This window comes from Lysobacter rhizosphaerae, assembly GCF_054779795.1.
On sequence record NZ_BAAGXO010000002.1, the window covers coordinates 46,641 to 65,086 of the forward strand.

Here is an 18,446-nt window from a genome sequence, read left to right on the forward strand (position 1 = left end):
CCTAACGGGCGCGTTGGATACTGGATGCTATTCAGCGCGGGTTGCAGACCACATGCGTCAAGTCAGGGTAGGTTGTGCCGGTTGGTCTGTATCACGCCAGCATGCCCGGCTGCTTGGCGATGGAGCCAGCATGCTCGCACGCTACGCCTCCCGCTTCTCAGTGGTGGAGGTCAACTCATCGTTCTATCGTCCGCATCAGACCAAGACATATGCGCGCTGGGCCTCATCTGTGCCCCGAAATTTTCGCTTCTCCGTCAAGCTGCCGCGTGCGATCTCACATGAACTGGCCCTTCGGGATTCTGGCCCGCTGCTCGATCAGTTCCTCGGCGAAGTCGAGGGTCTGGGTAACAAGTTGGGCGGATTCCTGCTCCAATTGCCGCCCAGCTTCGCGTTGGACTTGCGCACGGCTTCAGCATTCTTCCGGGCATTTCGAAACCGCAGTAATGCGCCACTGGTGTTCGAGCCACGCCATGCAAGCTGGTTCACGGCACGGGCCGAGCCATTGTTTGAACGCTTCGAGATTAGTCGGGTGGCAGCAGATCCCGCACTGGAGGGAGGTGACAGCCCCAACTTAACGCCCTATTGGCCCTACTGGCGCTGGCACGGCTCTCCGCGCATGTACTACAGCGCCTACTCCGAGGAGGCCCTGAGCGCACTGGCGGTTGAGGTCCACCAGAGCAGAACGGCGCCAATTGCGCCGTGGGTCATTTTCGACAATACCGCGCATGACTTTGCCGTCACCAATGCAGCTCGCTTTCAAGAGCTGCTCAAGGCAGCCGACCCAGGTAAGAAAGGAACACGTGTTGCATGATGAAGGCCCCTCCATCGTCATCCTGAAGGCAGGGGCCGCGCAGCGCGCCCTGGCGGCTGTTTCCCGACCCCGCGGTGAGCGGCGCGGCCTCGCTCGTGGCCGGATCAAATCTCCGGGCGATGGATCCCGGCACAGGCAAGGCGGTCCGCTTCTGGCCAGAAGCGGACATCCACGCCGTCATCCGGCCTCTCCTGGCGCATGGAGACGCACCTAATTGCCCTTGCGTGCAACCGCGTGTTCGACCAACTCGGCTGTCCAATCCTCAGCAAACGCATAGCACCTCTCGGTGACGTATTCGCTGCCACGAGCGTACACGGGCAACACGGCAGGACCGGACGCAATATCCGAAACTGTCGTACGCCATGCAGCCAAGCAGGCGTCCGGATCGGGATGCGTACGAATCAAAGCCCGTAGTGCCATCCGAAGGACAAGAACCTGAGCCTGCAAATCGCAAAGCGCTTCCTCAGTCAGTCGGTCCATAGGCTCCCACCAGCATTGAGGTAAAAGAAAGCGCCCCGCCTCTGCGGGGCGCTACTAGATCAGTTGTTGAAGGTTGATCCCACCTGGATGCGGCGAGGGGTGGTCTCGGGACGCTTCGGGATCATGATCTGCAACACGCCGTTGTGACCGGTCGCCGTAATCCCTTCAGGGTCCGCGCTATCGGGGAGCGCAAAACGGCGATGGAAGCTGCCGTGTTGGCGCTCGATGCGGGAGAAGCGTTCGCTTTCGTCGATCTCGCTCGTACGCTCTCCTTTGATAGTGAGCAATCCCCTATCCATCTGCACATCGATGTTCTTGGGGTCCACGCCGGGAATATCGGCATAGAGGATGAAGCGGTCCTGCTCTTCCTTGATGTCTACTAACGGAATCCATTGGCTTGTCACGACTGACGATTCGTCCCTGGAGCCGCCTTGCAAAAAGTTGCCTTCAAAAAGGCGATCGATGATTTGGCGGACTGGGTCTGTGGTTCCCTGTCCGCCCCACTGCGGAAAGCGAGCCATCTGATTCATCGCATCTCTCCAATTAAGCGTTGATCTCCGGATGTGGTAGGTCCCATCCGGCCCGAAAAATAGCGCGCCGACGCGTCTTTTCAAGCGGGGGGAGACGGTCCGTTGGCGATTCTTAAGGGTCGTCAAAAATGCATAAAAATCGCACCCGCAGGAATGTCCGCTATGGGTCGTTAGCGGTCGTTCGCTGCCTGCTAGGTGCAAGCCAGTAACAGCGACCGCTATCGGCCAGAAACGGACATTCGTGACTTGGCTCCCGGGCCATCGATGTGGTCCTCCGGAACGAGTCGCTTCGGCTCAGATGACTCAGTGGCGGGCAGGTAATCCGTCCCGTGTAAAGGCATCGGAATCAGAAAGCCCCGAAATGGTCCCTCGCCAACGACTTGGCCGGTGGCGAGGGCTTCGGAGTATCACGGATTCTGCAACGGGTCCTTGCTGTCGCTATAGCGCACCGAATGGAAGACTTGATCGTTGATCGCGTTGCACCAGCCCGGTTCCCACGTGCGGCCTGGGTTGAGGCCGTAGTTGGCTTGGCAGTTCCAGCCGCGGTCAGTCATGAAGCAAATGCGTACGTCGACCGGGTAGTCGCACTGGTTAGCCACTATCGCCTTGGTCCCCGTCTTGTCGCCGCAGCGGTGCGGGCTGGCCTCAGGCGGCGTGAGGCAGGTGTTGGGGTCATTGCGCGTCGACGCCTCGCCTCCCGCCTGCGATTCGCTGCGCAGGGTGGACGGACCCGAAGCGTGCTCCCACGATCCCGTGCCCGACCCGGACAGTGAACGGTACGTCGTCGCCGCCTGTGGCGTGGGCGAGCTGGGCGGCGCCGTCGTTGCGGCGCTCGCATAGGTCACCGGTTGTGCGGCCTCGCGCTCCTGCGCATCCCGCGCCTCCCGCAATTGCGTCTGTTGTTCCTCGATATGACGCAACTGCGCCTGCATTTCTTCCTGCCGCGCATCGGCCTGCGCCTGCGCGTACTGCGCCTCGTCTACGCCCTGCTGCAGCCCACCCATGACGGCATTGAACATGGCGGCATCCTCCGCCTCGCGCTCCGCACGCCTGCGTTCATCCCTCACCTGCTCTTCGGCGGCCATCAGCTTCTGCTCGCTCCGGTTCGCCTCGGTGTCGGGGTAGTACTCCCCAGAGTCAAAGTAAGAGTAACTGCGACCGCCAAGTCGCATTCCGCCATTCTTCCAGTCCTGCTCGTCGTTGAAGCCGGGCCGATCGGGCATGGCCCTGAGCGTATGGCGAAGTGTGCCGCCCTGGACCCGGAGGCTGCCTGGATACGTCAGCTCCATCACCAACGCGCCATCGCTCTCCAGATGCGCGATCGCGCGGCTGGTCCGCTCTGGAAGTTCGAGGAACTGAAGACTGCCATCCGGCCCTTCGCGCAAGCGCGCCGTGCCCCAGAAGCCGTGCAGGATGAAGACTCCGCCGTCTTCGGCGAGATCAAACGACGCCGTGGTGTAGTGGTAAACGAAGGCCTGTCCCGCCAACGCCGCCATCGGACCGAAGAGGCGTCTCGCCCGATCCGCCGGGCTTTCGCTGCTGACGGGCACGACCGGGGTCGCGGTCTCGACCGGGGCCGCTGAAGACGCCGTCGATGCGGGGGGTGCAGGCGCTGGCGACGTCACCGCATACGCAGCCTCCGCGGGGGAATCCGTCTTCGGCGGCGGGTAGCGTGTCCAGGGCGTGGCTGCGTCGTCGGAGACCAGCGCACCATCGCGCACCTTGGCGCGACGCACCTCCAGCACACCGTCCGGCGTCAGCACCACGTGATAGACCCACTTCAACAATCCCTTGCCGACAAAGACGACGCTTCCGTCGGACTGGAGCGTACCCGCCCATTGCTTGTTGCCCAGGACCGACGACGTCAGCAACAGTTCGCCCGTGCGCTCTCCGGGCACGATCGTATTGGTATAGGCGGCCGTGTCCTTGTCCTTGTTCGGATTGATGTATTCCTCCAGCAGCTCGGTGCCTTCCTGGCTCCAGCGCCAGCGCATCCAATAGCCCCCCTTGTCTTCGGGTTGCCGCGTCGTACCGGCCAGGCGCTGGTAGACCCCCCATTTCGACGCATCGACCTCCGAGGCGTTCGCCCCCAGGACAACACCCAGCCACAAGCCCAGCGCCAGCAACGTGGCGCCCCACTTCAGTTCTGATTTCATGCTCCCCCCTTGCCTGGATATCTTACGTCCGGGCTGGCGGGGTTGCGCGAGGCTGGATGCCTGACGTCTGCTTCGGGTCGTTAGCGGCCACTCGCGAGTTCACCGCAGTGGCCTTCTGGCCATGTCCGCTTCCGGCCAAAAGCTGACGGTTTCCCGCTCAGAGCTGAAGCTTTACGTCCAATTGACGCGGCCCTCCCGGTGAGCGAATAGAGGTTTTACGCCTCATCTGCCGAAAATTTCAGCGTGGCCAAGAGGGCCTCGTCGACAATTCCGAGCTGTTGATGAAACAGAAAATTCTTCGTGCGCGCGAAGCGCGCCTGCCCCTGGCCACAGCCATCTGCGCCGTCGCCGGGCTGATGGCGCTGACTTCCCAAGCCAAGGCGGTCGAAGTGAGCGGCAATGCTGCGCTGACCACCGACTATGTCTGGCGCGGCAGCACGCAGACGCAGGGTGATCCGGCGGTCCAGGCCGGCTTCAAGGTGGTCGGCAATACCGGCCTGTATATGTCGATCTGGGGTTCGAACGTCGAGTTCGCACCCGAAACCCACGCAAGCAGTGAGTTCGACTTCACCGTCGGCTGGGGCAGAAAGTTGTCGAACGACTGGGCTGTCGACGTCAACGTCCTGTACTACGGCTATCCGTCGACCACGGTCGATCTCAACTGGACCGAATTGAACGGAACAGTCACCTACGCCGACAACTACTGGCTGTCGGTGGGCTACTCGCCGGAAGCACTCGGCAGCAGCGACACCGGCGTGTACACGCAGCTCGGGGCGCGCTTCCCGGTCACCGGCACGCTGCGGGTTGAGGGCGCGGTCGCGCATTACTTCCTGGACGACGTGTACGACCGTACCTACTCGCACGCGCAACTGAGTGCGATATGGGCGCTCAGGGCACCGTTCGAGCTGCGCTTGACAGCACACGGCACGGATTCGAACGCAAAGCAGATTTTTGGCGAGGACTTTGCGGGCTCGCGCGTGGAAGCGGCATTGCAGGCCAGCTTCTGACGTCCCGCAACCAAGCCCGAGCGACAGCTCGGATCAATGCGCGGCGATGTCACGTAGCACATCTCGCTCGAGCGCGAGCCAATCAAGCTGTTGGGATCTGCGTAGGGAACCCGACAGAAGTGAAAGCATAATTGCTTTCATATCAAATAGTTGGAATTAGCCGTGGCGGAAGCGGTGAGATTCGAACTCACGGATGGGTCTCCCCATCGCCGGTTTTCAAGACCGGTGCCTTAAACCGCTCGGCCACGCTTCCGTAGTGCTGCTTGCCCCGGGGCGAGCCGCGGGGCGCGCATTCTCTCACGCCGGCTCGACGGTGGGCTCGCGCGATTTGCCTGCTGCCTTTTCCTTGGCGGCGTGTGCGCCCTTCTTTACCCCGTCCGGGCACGGACCCGGAATATCGCCGCACTGCAGCCGCGCCGATTCCACCAGGCCCGGGACGCGTTCGGCCAGGAAGTCGATGAACACCCGTACGGCCGGCAACAGGCCGCGGCGCGACGCGAACACTGCATGGAAGATGCCCTGCGGCAGGCGCCACTGTGGCAGCACGACTTCCAGCTCGCCACTGCGCACGGCTTCGGCGCATACGGTTTCCGGGAGCATGGTGATGCCCACGCCCTGCGTCGCCAGCGCCATCAACATCGGGAAGTCGAAGCCGGCCACGCGCGGCTTGAGTTCGACGCGGCGCACTTCGCCGTTGGGGCCGTGCAGTTCCCAGCGCTGGTGGGCTTCGTCCTCGTTCATGCTGAGGGTGACGTGCTGGGCGAGATCGTCCGGGTTGGCCGGACGTCCCATGCGCTTGAGGTAGCCCGGGCTGGCGACCAGCAGCTCCTGGATCTGGCCGAAGTTGCGCATCACCAGGCTGCCGTCGTCGTCGAGGCGATTGCGTACGCGCAGGGCGACATCGACGCCTTCATTGATGATGTCGACGCGGCGGTTGCTGACGTGCAGCTGCACGCGCACCTGCGGGTACTTGGCCAGGAATTCCGGCAGCAGCTTGGGCATCTGCTGCTGCGCCATTCCCACCGGCACGCTCACGCGGATCACGCCGCGCGGTTCCGCGCTGAGGCGGTCGACGACTTCGCGCGCGGCCTGTGCCTCGGCCAGCATTGATTGCGCATGGCGATACACGCTGTGCCCAACTTCGGTCACGGCGAAGCGGCGCGTCGAACGCTGCAGCAGGCGCACGCCCAGGTCGGTCTCGAGCTGGCTGATGCGGCGGCTCAGGCGCGACTTGGGGATACCCAGCGCGCGTTCCGCGGCGGCGAAACCCTGATGGTCGACCACGGCGGCGAAGTAATAGAGGTCGTTGAGGTCCTGCATGGCGATTATCCTGCAATCAGAACAGTCAGTGATATTAAACCAGCTTTATCCTACTCATGCAACAGCGGAAAGTACGCCCCAACGCGGCCCTGGCCGTACCTATCCGGAGATTTCCATGAAACTGCTGCATATCGATTCCGCCGCCACGGGCGCCGGCTCCGTCACCCGCGAGCTTACCTCTACCATCGTCGCACGCTGGCAGGAGGCCGTACCTGGCCTGTCGGTCACCTATCGCGACCTCGACGCCGAGCCGCTGCCCCACCTGACCGGTCCGGTCCTGAGCAAGGTCGATCCGGCCATCGCCGAGGCCGGCGAACAGACGCTCCAGCAGTTCCTCGACAGCGACGTCATCGTGCTCGGCGCGCCCATGTACAACTTCAGCGTGCCCTCGACGCTGAAGGCATGGATCGACCGCATCGCGCTGGCCGGCCGCACGTTCCACTACACCGAGAAGGGCCCAGAAGGCCTGGTGCACGGCAAGCGCCTCGTCATCGCCAGCGGTCGCGGCGGCATGTACGGCGACAGCAGCCCGGCGGACTTCCAGGAAGCCTATCTGCGCCAGGTGTTCAGCTTCCTCGGCGTCACCGACATCGAGTTCGTGCGCGCTGAAGGCGTTGCCTACTCGCCGCAGCACCGCACCGATGCGCTGGAAGGCGCGAAGGCCGCGATCCAGGCGCCGTTGCGCGAAGCTGCCTGATCTGAGGCTGCTTGATCGTTCCAGTCACGCGTTTCCACGCCCTCCCCTGCGCCGGAAACGCGACGGGCCCGCATTGCGGGCCCGTTTTTTTTCCAGCGGTAGTCGGTTTAGGCGATGCGTTCGGCGCCGCCCATGTAGGGGCGCAGCACCTCAGGCACCGTGATCGAACCATCCGCTTCCTGGTAGTTCTCCATCACCGCGATCAGCGCGCGGCCCACGGCGACGCCCGACCCATTGAGCGTATGCGCCAGTTCCGGCTTGCCGGTGGCGGGATTGCGCCAGCGCGCCTGCATGCGGCGGGCCTGGAAGGACTCGCAGTTGGAGCAGGAGGAGATTTCGCGATAAGTGTCCTGCGACGGCAACCAGACTTCCAGGTCGAAGGTCTTGGTCGCGGCGAACCCCATGTCGCCGGTGCACAGCAGCACGCGGCGGTACGGCAGGCCCAGCTTTTCCAGCACGACTTCGGCGCAGCGGGTCATGCGCTCGTGCTCTTCGTAGCTCTCTTCCGGCTTCGTGATCGAGACCAGCTCGACCTTCTCGAACTGGTGCTGGCGGATCATGCCGCGGGTGTCGCGGCCGTGGCTGCCGGCTTCGGCGCGGAAGCACATCGAATGCGCGGTCATGCGCAGCGGTAGTGCGTCGGCTTCGACGATCTCGTCGCGGACGATGTTGGTAAGAGGCACTTCCGAGGTCGGGATCAGGTAGCGCCTGTGCGCATGCTCGCCCTCGCCCACCGTCGTCGCGAACAGGTCGTCCTCGAACTTCGGCAGCTGGCCGGTGCCGCGCATCGAATCCGCGTTGACCAGCAGCGGAACGTTGGTTTCCTGGTAACCATGCTCGCCGGTGTGCAGGTCGAGCATGAACTGTGCGAGCGCGCGGTGCAGCCGCGCCAGTTGCCCACGCAGCACGGTGAAGCGGGCGCCGCTGAGCTTGGCGGCGGTGTCACCATCGAGCCAGCCGTTGCGCGCGCCGAGTTCGACGTGGTCCTTGACCGCGAAGCCGAACGCGCGCGGCGTGCCCCAGCGATGCTGTTCGGCGTTATGGGCTTCGTCCTGGCCGAGCGGTACCGATTCGTGCGGGATGTTCGGGATGACGAGCGCGATCGCTTCGATCTGGGCGCGGATGTCCTCGAGGCGGTGCTCCGAAGCCTTCAGCTCCTCGCCGAAACCGGCGACCTCCGCCATCAACGCCGAGACGTCCTCGCCCTTGGCCTTGGCCTGCCCGATCGCCTTGCTGCGCGTGTTGCGCAGGTTCTGCAGCTCCTGGGTGCGGATCTGGATCTGCTTGCGCTCGCTTTCCAGCGCCTCGAGCGCGGCGGCGTCGAATTCGAAGCCGCGGGTCTCGCGCAGGCGCGCAGCGAGTTCGGCGGGGTTCTGGCGCAGCAGGGTCGGGTCGAGCATGGCGGGCGTGGCGGCAAAGGTGACGAAGCTCGCGATTATCGCAGGCTTGTTGCGCCGGTTGCCCAATTATTAACAAGCGTCCCGTCACCATCGGACCGTCCCCCTTGTCCGCTGCCCCATGACCCATAGCCCTTCCGCGTCGCAACCGCCTCATCGCTTCGACTTCGCGGCCTGGCGTCCGTCCCGCCGGGCCCTGCTCTGGGTGCTGGGCGCGTTCGTACTCGGGCTACTGCTGTTCCTGCTGGTCTGGCGGAGCAACAGCAACAGCGACTTCTACCGCGCCGGCCCGGCAGCGCCCACGGCGGCCAGTCCGCAGTACGCGCCGCTGCCTGCCCCCGCGGCGGCGGGCTCGGATGAGGTCAGCGACGTGCCGGCACCGGCCCCGTCGCAACGCGGGGACGAGCAGCAACCCCGTCTGGTGGAAACCGCGCCGCCGCCTCCGCCTGCCGCCCCCGCACCACCGGCGCCCCCTGCCGCGGCGGTGGCCACAGCGCAACCACAGGCGATTTCCACGCCCTCGCCGAAGTATCCGGCGCAGGCCCTGCGCAACGGCGAGCGCGGCACGGTAATGGTCAGCGTGGAAATTGGCGCGGATGGCGTGCCAACGGACGTCGACGTGGCCAGGAGCAGCGGATCGCGCCAGCTCGACCGTGCTGCCCTGGATGCGGTGCGGCGCTGGCGCTTCCGTCCGGCGATGGCCGATGGCCGGCCCACCACGGGCCGGGTGCAGGTGCCGATCAGTTTCGAGAATTGATGGCGGGCGAACCCGTCACTCGCGCAGGTTCATGCCTGCGGTACGCGCGAGGGTGTCGAAGCCGGGGAATGAGGTCGCGACGTTGGCGACATCATTGATGCGCACGTCGCCGCTTGCCAGCTGGGCGGCGACGGCGAAGCTCATGGCGATGCGATGGTCGCCGTGGCTTTCGACAACACCGCCGGTCAGGCGTCCGCCTTCGATCACGGCACCGTCGGGCGCTTCCTCGATGGCGATGCCGAGCGCACGCAGGCCCGCGGCCATCGACGCGATCCGATCGGATTCCTTGACCCGCAATTCGGCGGCACCCCGCACGACGGTGCGGCCTTGTGCGCACGCGGCGGCGACGAACAGGATCGGGAACTCATCGATCATGTCCGGCACGATTTCCACAGGCACGTCGATGCCGCGCAATGGCGCATGGCGCACGAGCAGGTCCGCCACGGGTTCACCACCCTGTTCCTGCCGGTTTTCCTCGCGGATATCGGCACCCATCGCCCGCAAGGCGGCCAGCAGGCCGGTGCGGCGCGGGTTCATGCCCACGGCTTCGAGTCGCACTTCGGATCCGGGAACGAGCGTGGCCGCCACGATGAAGAATGCAGCCGAGGAAAAATCAGCGGGTACATCAATGTCGATCGCGGAAAGGCGATGTCCCCCAGGCAGGCGCGCGATACCCGGCGCGAAATCGACCGGCCAACCGAAGGCGGCCAGCATGCGCTCCGTGTAATCACGCGTCGGGTGCGGCTCGCGCACGACGGTTTCACCGTCGGCGTACAGCCCCGCGAGCAGTAATGCCGACTTCACCTGCGCGCTGGCCACCGGCGTGGCGGTTTCGATGCCGTGCAGGCGAGCGCCACCATGGATGCGTAGCGGCGGCAGTCCGCCCGGTGCGCTGTCGATCTGCGCGCCCATCGCCGCGAGGGGATCGATGACCCGACCCATCGGCCGCTTCGACAGTGATTCATCGCCGACCAGCGTGCTGTCGAACGCCTGTGCCGCCAGCAGGCCGGCCAGCAGGCGCATGCCGGTTCCGGCGTTGCCGCAGTCCAGCGACGCGGGGGTGCCCTGCAGTCCATGCAGGCCGACGCCATGCACGATCCTTTCACCGTCATTGGGCGCCTCGATGCGCACCCCCAACTGCGCGAATACGCGCGCAGTGGCGCGGGTATCCTCGCCCTCGAGGAAGCCGCGGACATGCGTGGTTCCTTCGGCGATCGCGGCGAACATGACCGCGCGATGCGAAATCGACTTGTCGCCGGGGACGCGCACGTTGCCGCGGAGCGCAGTTCCAGGGGATGCGATCCATTGTCCGGCAGGCGCTTCGCGGTTCATCCCAGCACCGTGTCGAGTGCCGCCAGCAGGCGCTGGTTCTCGTCGTGCGTGCCGATGGTGATGCGCAGGCAGTCGCCGAGGCCGTAGCCGGCCATCGGACGCAACACGACACCCTGCGCGATCAGGGCCGCTTCAAAGAGCGCCGTGTTCGCGCCGAATTCGACCAGGACGAAATTCGTCTGCGACGGAAACACGCGCAGGCCGCGCTGCTGCAATGCCTGGCTGAGCCGGACACGCTCGACCGCATTGCACTCCAACGACCACTGCAGGTGGGCCGCATCATCCAGCACCGCCTCGCACGCGGCGAGTGCGGGGCCATTGACGTTGAAGCTCTCGCGCACGCGTTCCATCACCGCAACCAGACCGGGGGCAGCGAGCAGGTAGCCGACGCGGAGGCCGGCCAGGCCGTATGCCTTGCTGAAGGTCCGGGTCACCACGAGGTTGGAATGCCGCGCCAGCAGTGGCAGCGCGCTGGCGTAGTCCGGAGCATCCGCCATCTCCGCATACGCCTCGTCGAAGACCACGATGACGTGGTCCGGAATGCGGGCAACGAAGGCTTCGAGCGCATCGCGTCCGAACCAGGTCCCGGTCGGATTGTTGGGGTTGGCGACATACACCAGCTTGGTGGCCGGCGTGATCGCCGCCGCGATCGCGTCGAGGTCGTGACCGAGCGGCATGGCCGCGTGATCGCGCGGCAGCGCCGCGACCACCCGTGCATCTGCGCCTGCGCACTGCGTCGCCAGCGCGAACACGGCAAAGCCATAGCGCGAATACACGACCTCCTCACCCTCGCCCGCGAAGACCTGCGCCAGTTGCATCAACAGCTCGTGCGAGCCGTTGCCGAGCAGGATCTGGCCGACGTCGATGCCATGCTTCACCGCCAGTGCCCGCTTCAGGTCGAGGCCAAGGGGATCCGGATAGCGGTGCAGCGAATGCAACTGGTCGAGGATCGCCACGCGCGCGGCTGGCGATGGACCGTAGGGGTTCTCGTTGGAGCCCAGCTCGACCAGGTTGTCCTCGCCGAACTTGCGCCGGAACGCGACCAGATCGTGGCCCGGATCATAGGCGCGCAGGCCCTGCACGCCGCGCGATGCGCGGGCGGCGAACCAGGCTTCGTCATGCATTGCTTCAGCCATCACGCAATCGCCACCGGATAGGAGCCCAGCACCTTCACCTCCTGTGCGAACGCCTCGACCTCGTCCAGCGCGCGACGCATCGCGTCTTCCTGCGCATGGCCGGTGATGTCGATGAAGAAGGCGTACTGCCACAGGCCGGTATGGCCGGGGCGCGACTCGATGCGGTTCATGCTCAGGCCGTGCTTCGCGAAGGGAGCCAGCACGTGGTAGAGCGCGCCTGGCTGGTCCTTGATGAAGACGAGGAGCGAGGTGCGGTCGTTGCCCGACGGCGGGAACAGCTCGCGGCCGAGCACCAGGAAGCGAGTGGTGTTGTCGGGCCGGTCCTCGATGGGGCCGGCCAGCGACTTGAGGCCATAGACGGTCGCGGCACTGATGCCGGCGATGGCCGCCGCATCGTCGGCGTTGCGCGCCCGCTTGGCGGCGTCCGCGTTGCTCGTCACTGCGATCTTCTCGGCTTTCGGCAGGTACTGCCGCAGCCAGGCCTTGCACTGCGCGAACGACTGCGGATGCGAATAGACGCGTTCGATGTCCTCCAGACGGCCTGCGCGCGAAAGCAGGTGCTGGTGAACACGCAACTCGACCTCGCCGCAGATCCTAAGGCTCGAGGTGAGGAACATGTCGAGCGTCGACTGGATCGTGCCCTGCGTGGAATTCTCCACCGGAACCACGCCGAAATCGGCATGGCCGGCTTCCACTTCCTGGAATACTTCCTCGATGCTGGACAGCGGCAGGCCATGGATCGAATGGCCGAAGTGCTTGTAGACCGCCTGCTGCGAGTGCGTGCCCTCCGGACCGAGGAAGCCGATCTTCAACGGCTCCTGCTGGGCCAGGCAGGCCGACATGATTTCGCGGAACAGGCGCACCAGCACCTCGTCGTTCAGCGGACCGTCGTTGCGGTCGACGACGCGGCGCAGCACCTGTGCCTCGCGCTCGGGGCGGTAGTAGTCCACCGCCGCCGCGAGCTTGCCCTTGGCCTTGCCGACCTGGTGCGCCCAGTTGGCGCGCTCGATGATCAGCGCCTGGATGCGCTGGTCGATACCGTCGATGTGCGCACGGACTTCGGCGAGGTCGGGCTTGGGTTCGTTCTTGCCGGTTTCCGGCTTCGCCGCCGCCCGGGTGCGGCCGGTGGTCTTGGCCGGACTGCGTTTCGTGTGCGTACTGACTTTCTTTGCCATCTGTGCCTCGGTCGCATCCGGTTACTTACGTATAGCCATCCCTGGCGATAAACCCGGGCTCCGGATCGCCCGGCCCGGCCATCCATGGCCGGGCGTTCGCGGCCGCAGCCGATGCCGATAGGGCATCGGCTATGCGCGGCCGCTCACCCATGCCTTTGCCTGAAGTCGCGCATGAAGTCGGCCAATGCCTGCACGCCGGCCTCCGACATCGCGTTGTAGATCGAAGCGCGCATGCCGCCGAGCGCGCGGTGTCCCTTGAGGGAGATCAGGCCAGCGCCCTGCGCTTCCGTGAGGAAAGCCTTGTCCAGCGCCTCGTCGTGCAGGAAGAACGGCACGTTCATGCGCGAACGCACGGCCTTGTCGACCTCGTTGCGATAGAACCCACCGGAGCTGTCGATCACCTCGTACAGCAGCGCCGACTTGCGCGCGCTGCGGCGGGCGAATTCCTCGACGCCGCCTTCGGCCAGCATCCACTTCACGGTGAGGCCGAGCAGGTACCAGTTCCAGCTTGGCGGCGTGTTGAGCATCGATTCGCCCTTGACGTGCGAGCGGTAATCGAGGATGTCGGCGCGCGGCTGGCCGGCGCGTTCGAGAAGGTCGCGGCGGATGATCACGACGGTGATGCCGACCGGCCCGAGGTTTTTCTGGGCGCCGGCGTAGATCACGCCGAACTTCGACACGTCCACCGGCTCGGAGGCGATGCTCGAGCTGAAATCGGCAAACAGCGGGACGTCGCCTACCTCGGGGATGTCGCGGAATTCAACGCCATGGATGGTCTCGTTGGCGGTGACATGGACGTAGGCCGCATTCTTCGAAAACTGCCAGGTGTCGCGCGCGGGAATGCTGCGGAAGCCATCGGCCTCGCTGCTGGCGGCGACATTCGCGGCCACATACGGCTTGACCTGCTTGATCGCGGTCTTGCCCCAATGGCCGGTCAGCACATAGTCAGCCGCCTGGCCCGGCGCGGCGAAGTTGAGCGGCAGCAGCGCCTGCACGGTCGTCGCACCGCCGCCCAGGAACAGCACGGCGTAGTCGTCGGGAATCGACATCAGGCTGCGCAGGTCGGCTTCGGCCTCGGTGGCGACCTGGATGAACTCGGGGCCGCGATGGCTCAGCTCGACGATGGACGCGCCGACGCCATGCCAGTCGAGCATTTCCTCCTGCGCCTGGCGCAGGACGGACTCAGGAAGGGCGGCGGGACCGGCGCTGAAATTGTGTACGCGTGACATGGATCTCCTCGGCTTGGCGAAAGTTGTCTCTTGCGGCACAGGGATTCGCTCCAGGATGGGCGAACCAATGGATTGGCAAGGCGAGGGATGGCAGGCCAGGCGGGGGTATGTGCAGCCGTTCTAGTATGCCGCAGCGCAACACGCATGGATCAAGAGTTGCGCGCGCAACTTTTCGCCCACTTATTCCCTCTGGACATATAGTCGAACCACAGTTGTCCGGAGCCGGCCATGTCCCTACGCGATGTCTTGCGCATTCCCTCCTCCGAACTCACGGACGAGGCGGTCTACCGCGACCGTCGCCGCCTGCTGGCCGCGCTGGCGGCGGTGCCGGGACTTGGCCTCGCCGCCTGCAGCGACGCAGCCCCACCGCCGCCATCTTCAAAAGTGACGATCACGCCGGAACAGGCGCGCGCCGGATTCCGTACCAGCGAGGAGCTCACGCGCTACGAGGACGTCACCACCTACAACAACTTCTACGAATTCGGCACCGACAAGGCCGACCCGTCGCGCGCCGGCCGCACCTTGCGGCTGCAGCCGTGGAGCGTGGCGGTAGGCGGCCAGTGCGCGAAGCCGGGCGTCATGTCGCTGGAGGACCTGCTCAAGGGCGCCACGCCCGAAGAACGCATCTATCGCCTGCGCTGCGTCGAGGGCTGGTCGATGGTGATTCCGTGGCTGGGCGTGCCGCTGGCGAGCGTGCTCAGGCGCTTCGAACCCAACTCCAAAGCGAAGTACGTCGCCTTCACCACGCTCGAGGACCGCAAGCAGATGCCCGGCCAGGGATACCGTGCGCTGGACTGGCCCTACCGCGAGGGCCTGCGCATCGACGAGGCCATGCATCCCCTCGCCTTTCTCGTCACCGGCCTGTACGGCAAGCCACTGCCGCAGCAGAACGGCGCACCGCTGCGGCTGGTGGTGCCGTGGAAATATGGATTCAAGGGCATCAAGTCGATTGTCGCCATCACGTTCGTCGAGACCATGCCGTTCACCAGCTGGAACGATACGCAGCCCCAGGAATACGGCTTCTTCAGCAACGTCAACCCCAGCGTGGACCATCCGCGCTGGTCGCAGAAGACCGAACGCCGCATCGCCGGCACGCAGAGCAAGCTGTTCGCCGAACGCATCCCCACGCGCATGTTCAATGGCTATGCGGACCAGGTCGCCGGGCTGTACACGGGCATGAACCTGCGGAAGTGGTTCTGAGATGACTCCTGCCAAGCGCGGCGCCCGCACGTCACGCGGCGTGGTCGCCGCCAAGTGCGTCGTCCATCTGCTCGCATTGGTACCCGCCGCGATACTGGGTTGGCAGATCCGCGCGGAGATCTTGACCGGCAGCGGCGGGCTGGGCGCGGATCCGGTCGCGGAGATCGAACATCGCCTCGGGCTATGGGCCTTGCGCTTCCTGATATTGACGCTGGCAATCACGCCCCTGCGGCAGCTGACGCAGCAGCCCGTATTCGTGCGCTTCCGCCGCATGCTCGGACTGTATGCCTTCTTCTACGCGACGCTGCACCTCACCGCCTATCTCGTGCTCGACCTGCGTGGCTACTGGGCGCAGATCTTCGAGGAGATCGCCAAACGTCCCTACATCACCGTCGGCTTCACCGCATGGCTGTTGCTGGTGCCGCTGGCGGTCACGTCCACGCAGGCGGCGATTCGCCGGCTCGGCCGCAACTGGGGGCGGTTGCACAAGCTCGTGTACGCCGTTGGCGTGCTCGCCGTGCTGCATTTCTGGTGGCTGGTGAAATCCGACGTGCGCGAACCCGCGCTGTACGCGGCGATCCTTGCCACCCTGCTGGGTTGGCGCGTCGCGAAAAGCCTGCGTGACCGGCGCGCTAACGTGCGCCGTACAGCAGCAGCAGGCTGAGTGCGGCGGCGAGGAAGAGCGCCGCCAGCAACAGCCAGGGCACGCGACGGATCGAGGAAGGAGCCTTCGATTCGCCTGCCGGCGCGGCAGGCGCTTCGACCGGCGCCGGTTGTGCCGGTTTTTGAGGTTCGCCGGGCGTGCCACGGCTGGGCGCTTCGACCAGGAATCGCTGCGTGTCGAACACCACCTGGTCTCCCGCCCGCAGCAAGGCACTGCGTACGGGCCAGCCATTGACGAGGCTGCCTTCGTGCGAACCCAGGTCGCGCAGCACCAGCCCTTCGGGGTGCGGCTCGAGGCGCGCATGGCGGTCCGCGAACGCGGGATCATCGATGCGGATGTCGCATTCGGGCAGGCGCCCGACCAGGCGCGGCTGGTCCAGGGTGATGCTGCGGCCGTGATGCGGGCCGCCGACGCCGCGCAACACCATCCGCGGGTCGGCACCGGGATCGCTCGAAGCCGGCTTCGCCTCGGCCGGCGCCGAAAGCGGCGTATCGCCGAGCAGCAGCCATTCGTTGCCGTCGACGAACACGGCATCGCCCGCACGCAACATCGCCATGCGACGCACCGGCCGGCCGTTGACATGGAGGCCACGCGCGCCCTCGCGCAACTGCAGCCAGACGCCCCGGCGATCCACGCAGAACTGCGCGATCGCCTGCGCGGGATCGTCAACCATGACCGGGCGGTCGGCAGGATCACGACCAATGGAATGCACGCCCGGTCCGAGGACCAGGTCCGGCTGCTGGCGATTGGGAAACCGCAGTCTCAGGTGGGTCATGTGGCAGGAGATAGGGCGCGGCCGCAATCTAGCACGCCGCACCGCGTTTGCCGCACCGCGGATGCGTGGCGCCTGGATGCACTGCCCGCACAAGACGCCGGACGGGAGGAACTACCCTGTCCAACATCGATGTCCGGCCCGCTCATTCCCTGCCGCATGCGCAAGCACGCAAGGCGGTACGGGAAGTCTCGGACAAGCTCGCGGCGAAGCAGTCGCTCGTTACAGCGTTCCTTCTCCCCGCGAACGGGGAGAAGGTGCGCGGCGCAACGCCACGCTATCGGAGTGCGTCAGTCCCGGCGCCACCAGAAATTGTCGCTGGCCCCGTCGACAGGAAAGTACCAATAGAACCCGGTTCCATACGGATCCAGGAAAGTGAAGTACTCCACGCGGTTGATGAAGCTGTTGTAGATAAAGAATTTGTCACCCGCTTTCGCCTTTGCGAAGTCGCCAAGTGAGACGCCATAGTTGAGATGGCGCGCATCCCAGATATTCATCTGGCTGCGAAACGCCGTTCCGCACACCGATGTGGGCGCGGTATTGCCCAGGTACTGCCAGTACGAGTTGTCGTGCTCGTTGGTGGGGAAGTACCAGTAGGCCGGAGAGGGAGGGTCGCCGTGAGACAGGTTGGCCAGGCGGAAGTACTCGCGCTTGCCGATCCAGGTGTTGTAAATGGTGTAGATGGATCCAAGAAGTCCCCTGGGGGGCGACCCGGGGGCTTCAGCGCCCCACGTATGGGCTGCGCAGGTTCCGGTCAGCTGTTCGACGACGAAGTCCACGCTTGCCTGGCCCAGCAGCTGATTGGCGTAGCCGCTAAGGTGCATGTTGTCGAAATACAACCGGTTTTTCAGGCCCGACGCGTCGCAGCCCGTCAGGTAACGGGGCTCGATCACCACATCGGCGGCCTGGCTTGCTTTTACCTGGTCGGCCAGCGCGCTCGCTTCCGCCACGCATCCCCCCTTGTAATTGACTTGCCAGGTGAAAGCGAACTGCTTCAGGAAGCCCCAGAAGACGGGAGTGTTGAATCGATAGAGCGTCGCGGCAGGCACAGTCAGTCCGTCGATGCCGCCATTGAACCGATTGCTGTACTCACGCGCGCGGCCGAGGGTCGCCGCATCCTTGCCGGCAAAACGCGGCAGCTCGGAAAGATCCAGGAGCTTGTAGACCAGGAATCGCCTCGCCCCCCTGTCGGCGAGCGTGCGCATGTGGCGCTGGATATCGCCGATCGCCGAATCGACCAGGGTCGCGTCCCCCTTGTCGACCGCGGCAAGCACGTCATTGGCGCCAATGAAGAAGACGTAGAGGGCTTTCGGGTCTGCCTGGGCGTGCTGACTGGTGAATGAAGCGACCTGAGCGGATAACGACTGTATGTCTGCTCCGGTTGCCTTTGCGCCGATGAGTGCGAAATTCTCTCCCCGTAAAGATCCCACGATCGAATTTTCGTAGGCGGGGCGCAACTGCTTGCCCAGCAGGTTGGCCATGACCTCCATCGCCACGGGTCCGTCAGAGATGGACTTCCCTGCGTAAAACGCCGCTCCGAGTGATACGGACTGTCGGGCTTTTCCGCATGCGACCAGTCCCAGGAGTGGGTTTTTGCAAATGGCGTTGATATGGGCGATGCCCGCGCCATTGTCGCTGGTGCTATCTCCGAACACATAGATATCGGTGATGTCGGTGGTATTGACCTGTGCCGATACGTGAGTCGGAACACACGCCATCAGGCAGAGAATGATCAGGCGAACGACGTGTACATACAGACGCATGTGAACTCCTTGTCTTGTCT

General features: G+C 65.0%; 16 protein-coding genes and 1 tRNA gene. 6 read left to right on the forward strand and 11 right to left on the reverse strand.

Annotated elements, in window-relative coordinates; translation table 11 throughout:
• Positions 1–52: 52 nt before the first annotated feature.
• Positions 53–811, forward strand: a complete 759-nt coding sequence (locus tag ACYVGE_RS04295) for a DUF72 domain-containing protein (RefSeq protein WP_460727410.1) — start codon at positions 53–55, stop codon at positions 809–811.
• A 539-nt stretch (positions 812–1,350) separates the two neighbouring features.
• Here ACYVGE_RS04295 and ACYVGE_RS04300 read toward each other — a convergent pair.
• Positions 1,351–1,821, reverse strand: coding sequence for an Hsp20/alpha crystallin family protein (locus ACYVGE_RS04300; protein WP_194931408.1), 471 nt, complete (start codon positions 1,819–1,821; stop codon positions 1,351–1,353).
• 407 nt (positions 1,822–2,228) lie between these two features.
• Positions 2,229–3,977 (reverse strand): hypothetical protein, encoded by a 1,749-nt coding sequence (locus tag ACYVGE_RS04305; protein WP_460727412.1) that lies wholly within the window; start codon positions 3,975–3,977, stop codon positions 2,229–2,231.
• A 281-nt stretch (positions 3,978–4,258) separates the two neighbouring features.
• Between ACYVGE_RS04305 and ACYVGE_RS04310 the strand changes: the two genes are divergently transcribed.
• Positions 4,259–4,984, forward strand: coding sequence for a TorF family putative porin (locus tag ACYVGE_RS04310; protein WP_460727414.1), 726 nt, complete (start codon positions 4,259–4,261; stop codon positions 4,982–4,984).
• 163 nt (positions 4,985–5,147) lie between these two features.
• On the opposite strand, the gene ACYVGE_RS04315 is transcribed toward ACYVGE_RS04310, so the two are convergent.
• Together ACYVGE_RS04315 and ACYVGE_RS04320 are read right to left on the reverse strand one after the other, a co-directional pair.
• A tRNA-Ser gene (locus tag ACYVGE_RS04315) sits at positions 5,148–5,237 on the reverse strand.
• A 44-nt stretch (positions 5,238–5,281) separates the two neighbouring features.
• A complete protein-coding gene (locus tag ACYVGE_RS04320; protein ID WP_460727416.1) occupies positions 5,282–6,304 on the reverse strand; it encodes a LysR family transcriptional regulator in 1,023 nt (340 codons plus the stop codon).
• A 115-nt stretch (positions 6,305–6,419) separates the two neighbouring features.
• On the opposite strand from ACYVGE_RS04320, the gene ACYVGE_RS04325 reads away from it, so the two are divergent.
• The gene (locus ACYVGE_RS04325) at positions 6,420–7,001 is read left to right on the forward strand and encodes an FMN-dependent NADH-azoreductase (RefSeq protein WP_460727418.1); all 582 of its coding nucleotides are present in this window, start codon (positions 6,420–6,422) and stop codon (positions 6,999–7,001) included.
• A gap of 107 nt (positions 7,002–7,108) precedes the next feature.
• Here the strand turns inward: ACYVGE_RS04325 and serS are convergent, their stop codons facing one another.
• A complete protein-coding gene (serS, locus tag ACYVGE_RS04330) occupies positions 7,109–8,401 on the reverse strand; it encodes a serine--tRNA ligase (protein ID WP_460727678.1) in 1,293 nt (430 codons plus the stop codon).
• 118 nt (positions 8,402–8,519) lie between these two features.
• Here serS and ACYVGE_RS04335 point away from each other — a divergent pair, with 118 nt between their 5' ends.
• Complete coding sequence (locus ACYVGE_RS04335) at positions 8,520–9,155, forward strand: energy transducer TonB (RefSeq protein ID WP_460727420.1); 636 nt, start codon at positions 8,520–8,522, stop codon at positions 9,153–9,155.
• A gap of 15 nt (positions 9,156–9,170) precedes the next feature.
• On the opposite strand, the gene aroA is transcribed toward ACYVGE_RS04335, so the two are convergent.
• The 4 genes from aroA to serC all read right to left on the reverse strand — a co-directional run bounded on the left by aroA (position 9,171) and on the right by serC (position 14,027).
• Complete coding sequence (aroA, locus tag ACYVGE_RS04340) at positions 9,171–10,487, reverse strand: 3-phosphoshikimate 1-carboxyvinyltransferase (protein ID WP_460727422.1); 1,317 nt, start codon at positions 10,485–10,487, stop codon at positions 9,171–9,173.
• The gene (gene hisC, locus ACYVGE_RS04345) at positions 10,484–11,623 is read right to left on the reverse strand and encodes a histidinol-phosphate transaminase (protein ID WP_460727424.1); all 1,140 of its coding nucleotides are present in this window, start codon (positions 11,621–11,623) and stop codon (positions 10,484–10,486) included. Before hisC ends, aroA begins: the two co-directional genes overlap by 4 nt.
• A complete protein-coding gene (pheA, locus tag ACYVGE_RS04350) occupies positions 11,623–12,798 on the reverse strand; it encodes a prephenate dehydratase (protein WP_460727426.1) in 1,176 nt (391 codons plus the stop codon). Before pheA ends, hisC begins: the two co-directional genes overlap by 1 nt.
• Before the next feature lie 143 nt (positions 12,799–12,941).
• On the reverse strand, positions 12,942–14,027 hold the full coding sequence (gene serC, locus ACYVGE_RS04355; protein ID WP_460727428.1) for a 3-phosphoserine/phosphohydroxythreonine transaminase: 1,086 nt from the start codon (positions 14,025–14,027) through the stop codon (positions 12,942–12,944).
• A gap of 228 nt (positions 14,028–14,255) precedes the next feature.
• On the opposite strand from serC, the gene msrP reads away from it, so the two are divergent.
• Complete coding sequence (gene msrP / locus ACYVGE_RS04360) at positions 14,256–15,227, forward strand: protein-methionine-sulfoxide reductase catalytic subunit MsrP (protein ID WP_460727430.1); 972 nt, start codon at positions 14,256–14,258, stop codon at positions 15,225–15,227.
• Position 15,228: 1 nt separating this feature from the next.
• Positions 15,229–15,891, forward strand: coding sequence for a protein-methionine-sulfoxide reductase heme-binding subunit MsrQ (msrQ, locus tag ACYVGE_RS04365; RefSeq protein WP_460727432.1), 663 nt, complete (start codon positions 15,229–15,231; stop codon positions 15,889–15,891).
• On the opposite strand, the gene ACYVGE_RS04370 is transcribed toward msrQ, so the two are convergent.
• Together ACYVGE_RS04370 and ACYVGE_RS04375 are read right to left on the reverse strand one after the other, a co-directional pair.
• Positions 15,860–16,666 carry an FHA domain-containing protein gene (locus ACYVGE_RS04370; protein WP_460727434.1) on the reverse strand — a complete coding sequence of 269 codons (807 nt, stop codon included), beginning with the start codon at positions 16,664–16,666 and terminating at the stop codon, positions 15,860–15,862. The genes msrQ and ACYVGE_RS04370 overlap by 32 nt on opposite strands.
• Before the next feature lie 287 nt (positions 16,667–16,953).
• Positions 16,954–18,426, reverse strand: coding sequence for an SGNH/GDSL hydrolase family protein (locus tag ACYVGE_RS04375; RefSeq protein WP_460727436.1), 1,473 nt, complete (start codon positions 18,424–18,426; stop codon positions 16,954–16,956).
• Between the last annotated feature and the right edge of the window lie 20 nt (positions 18,427–18,446).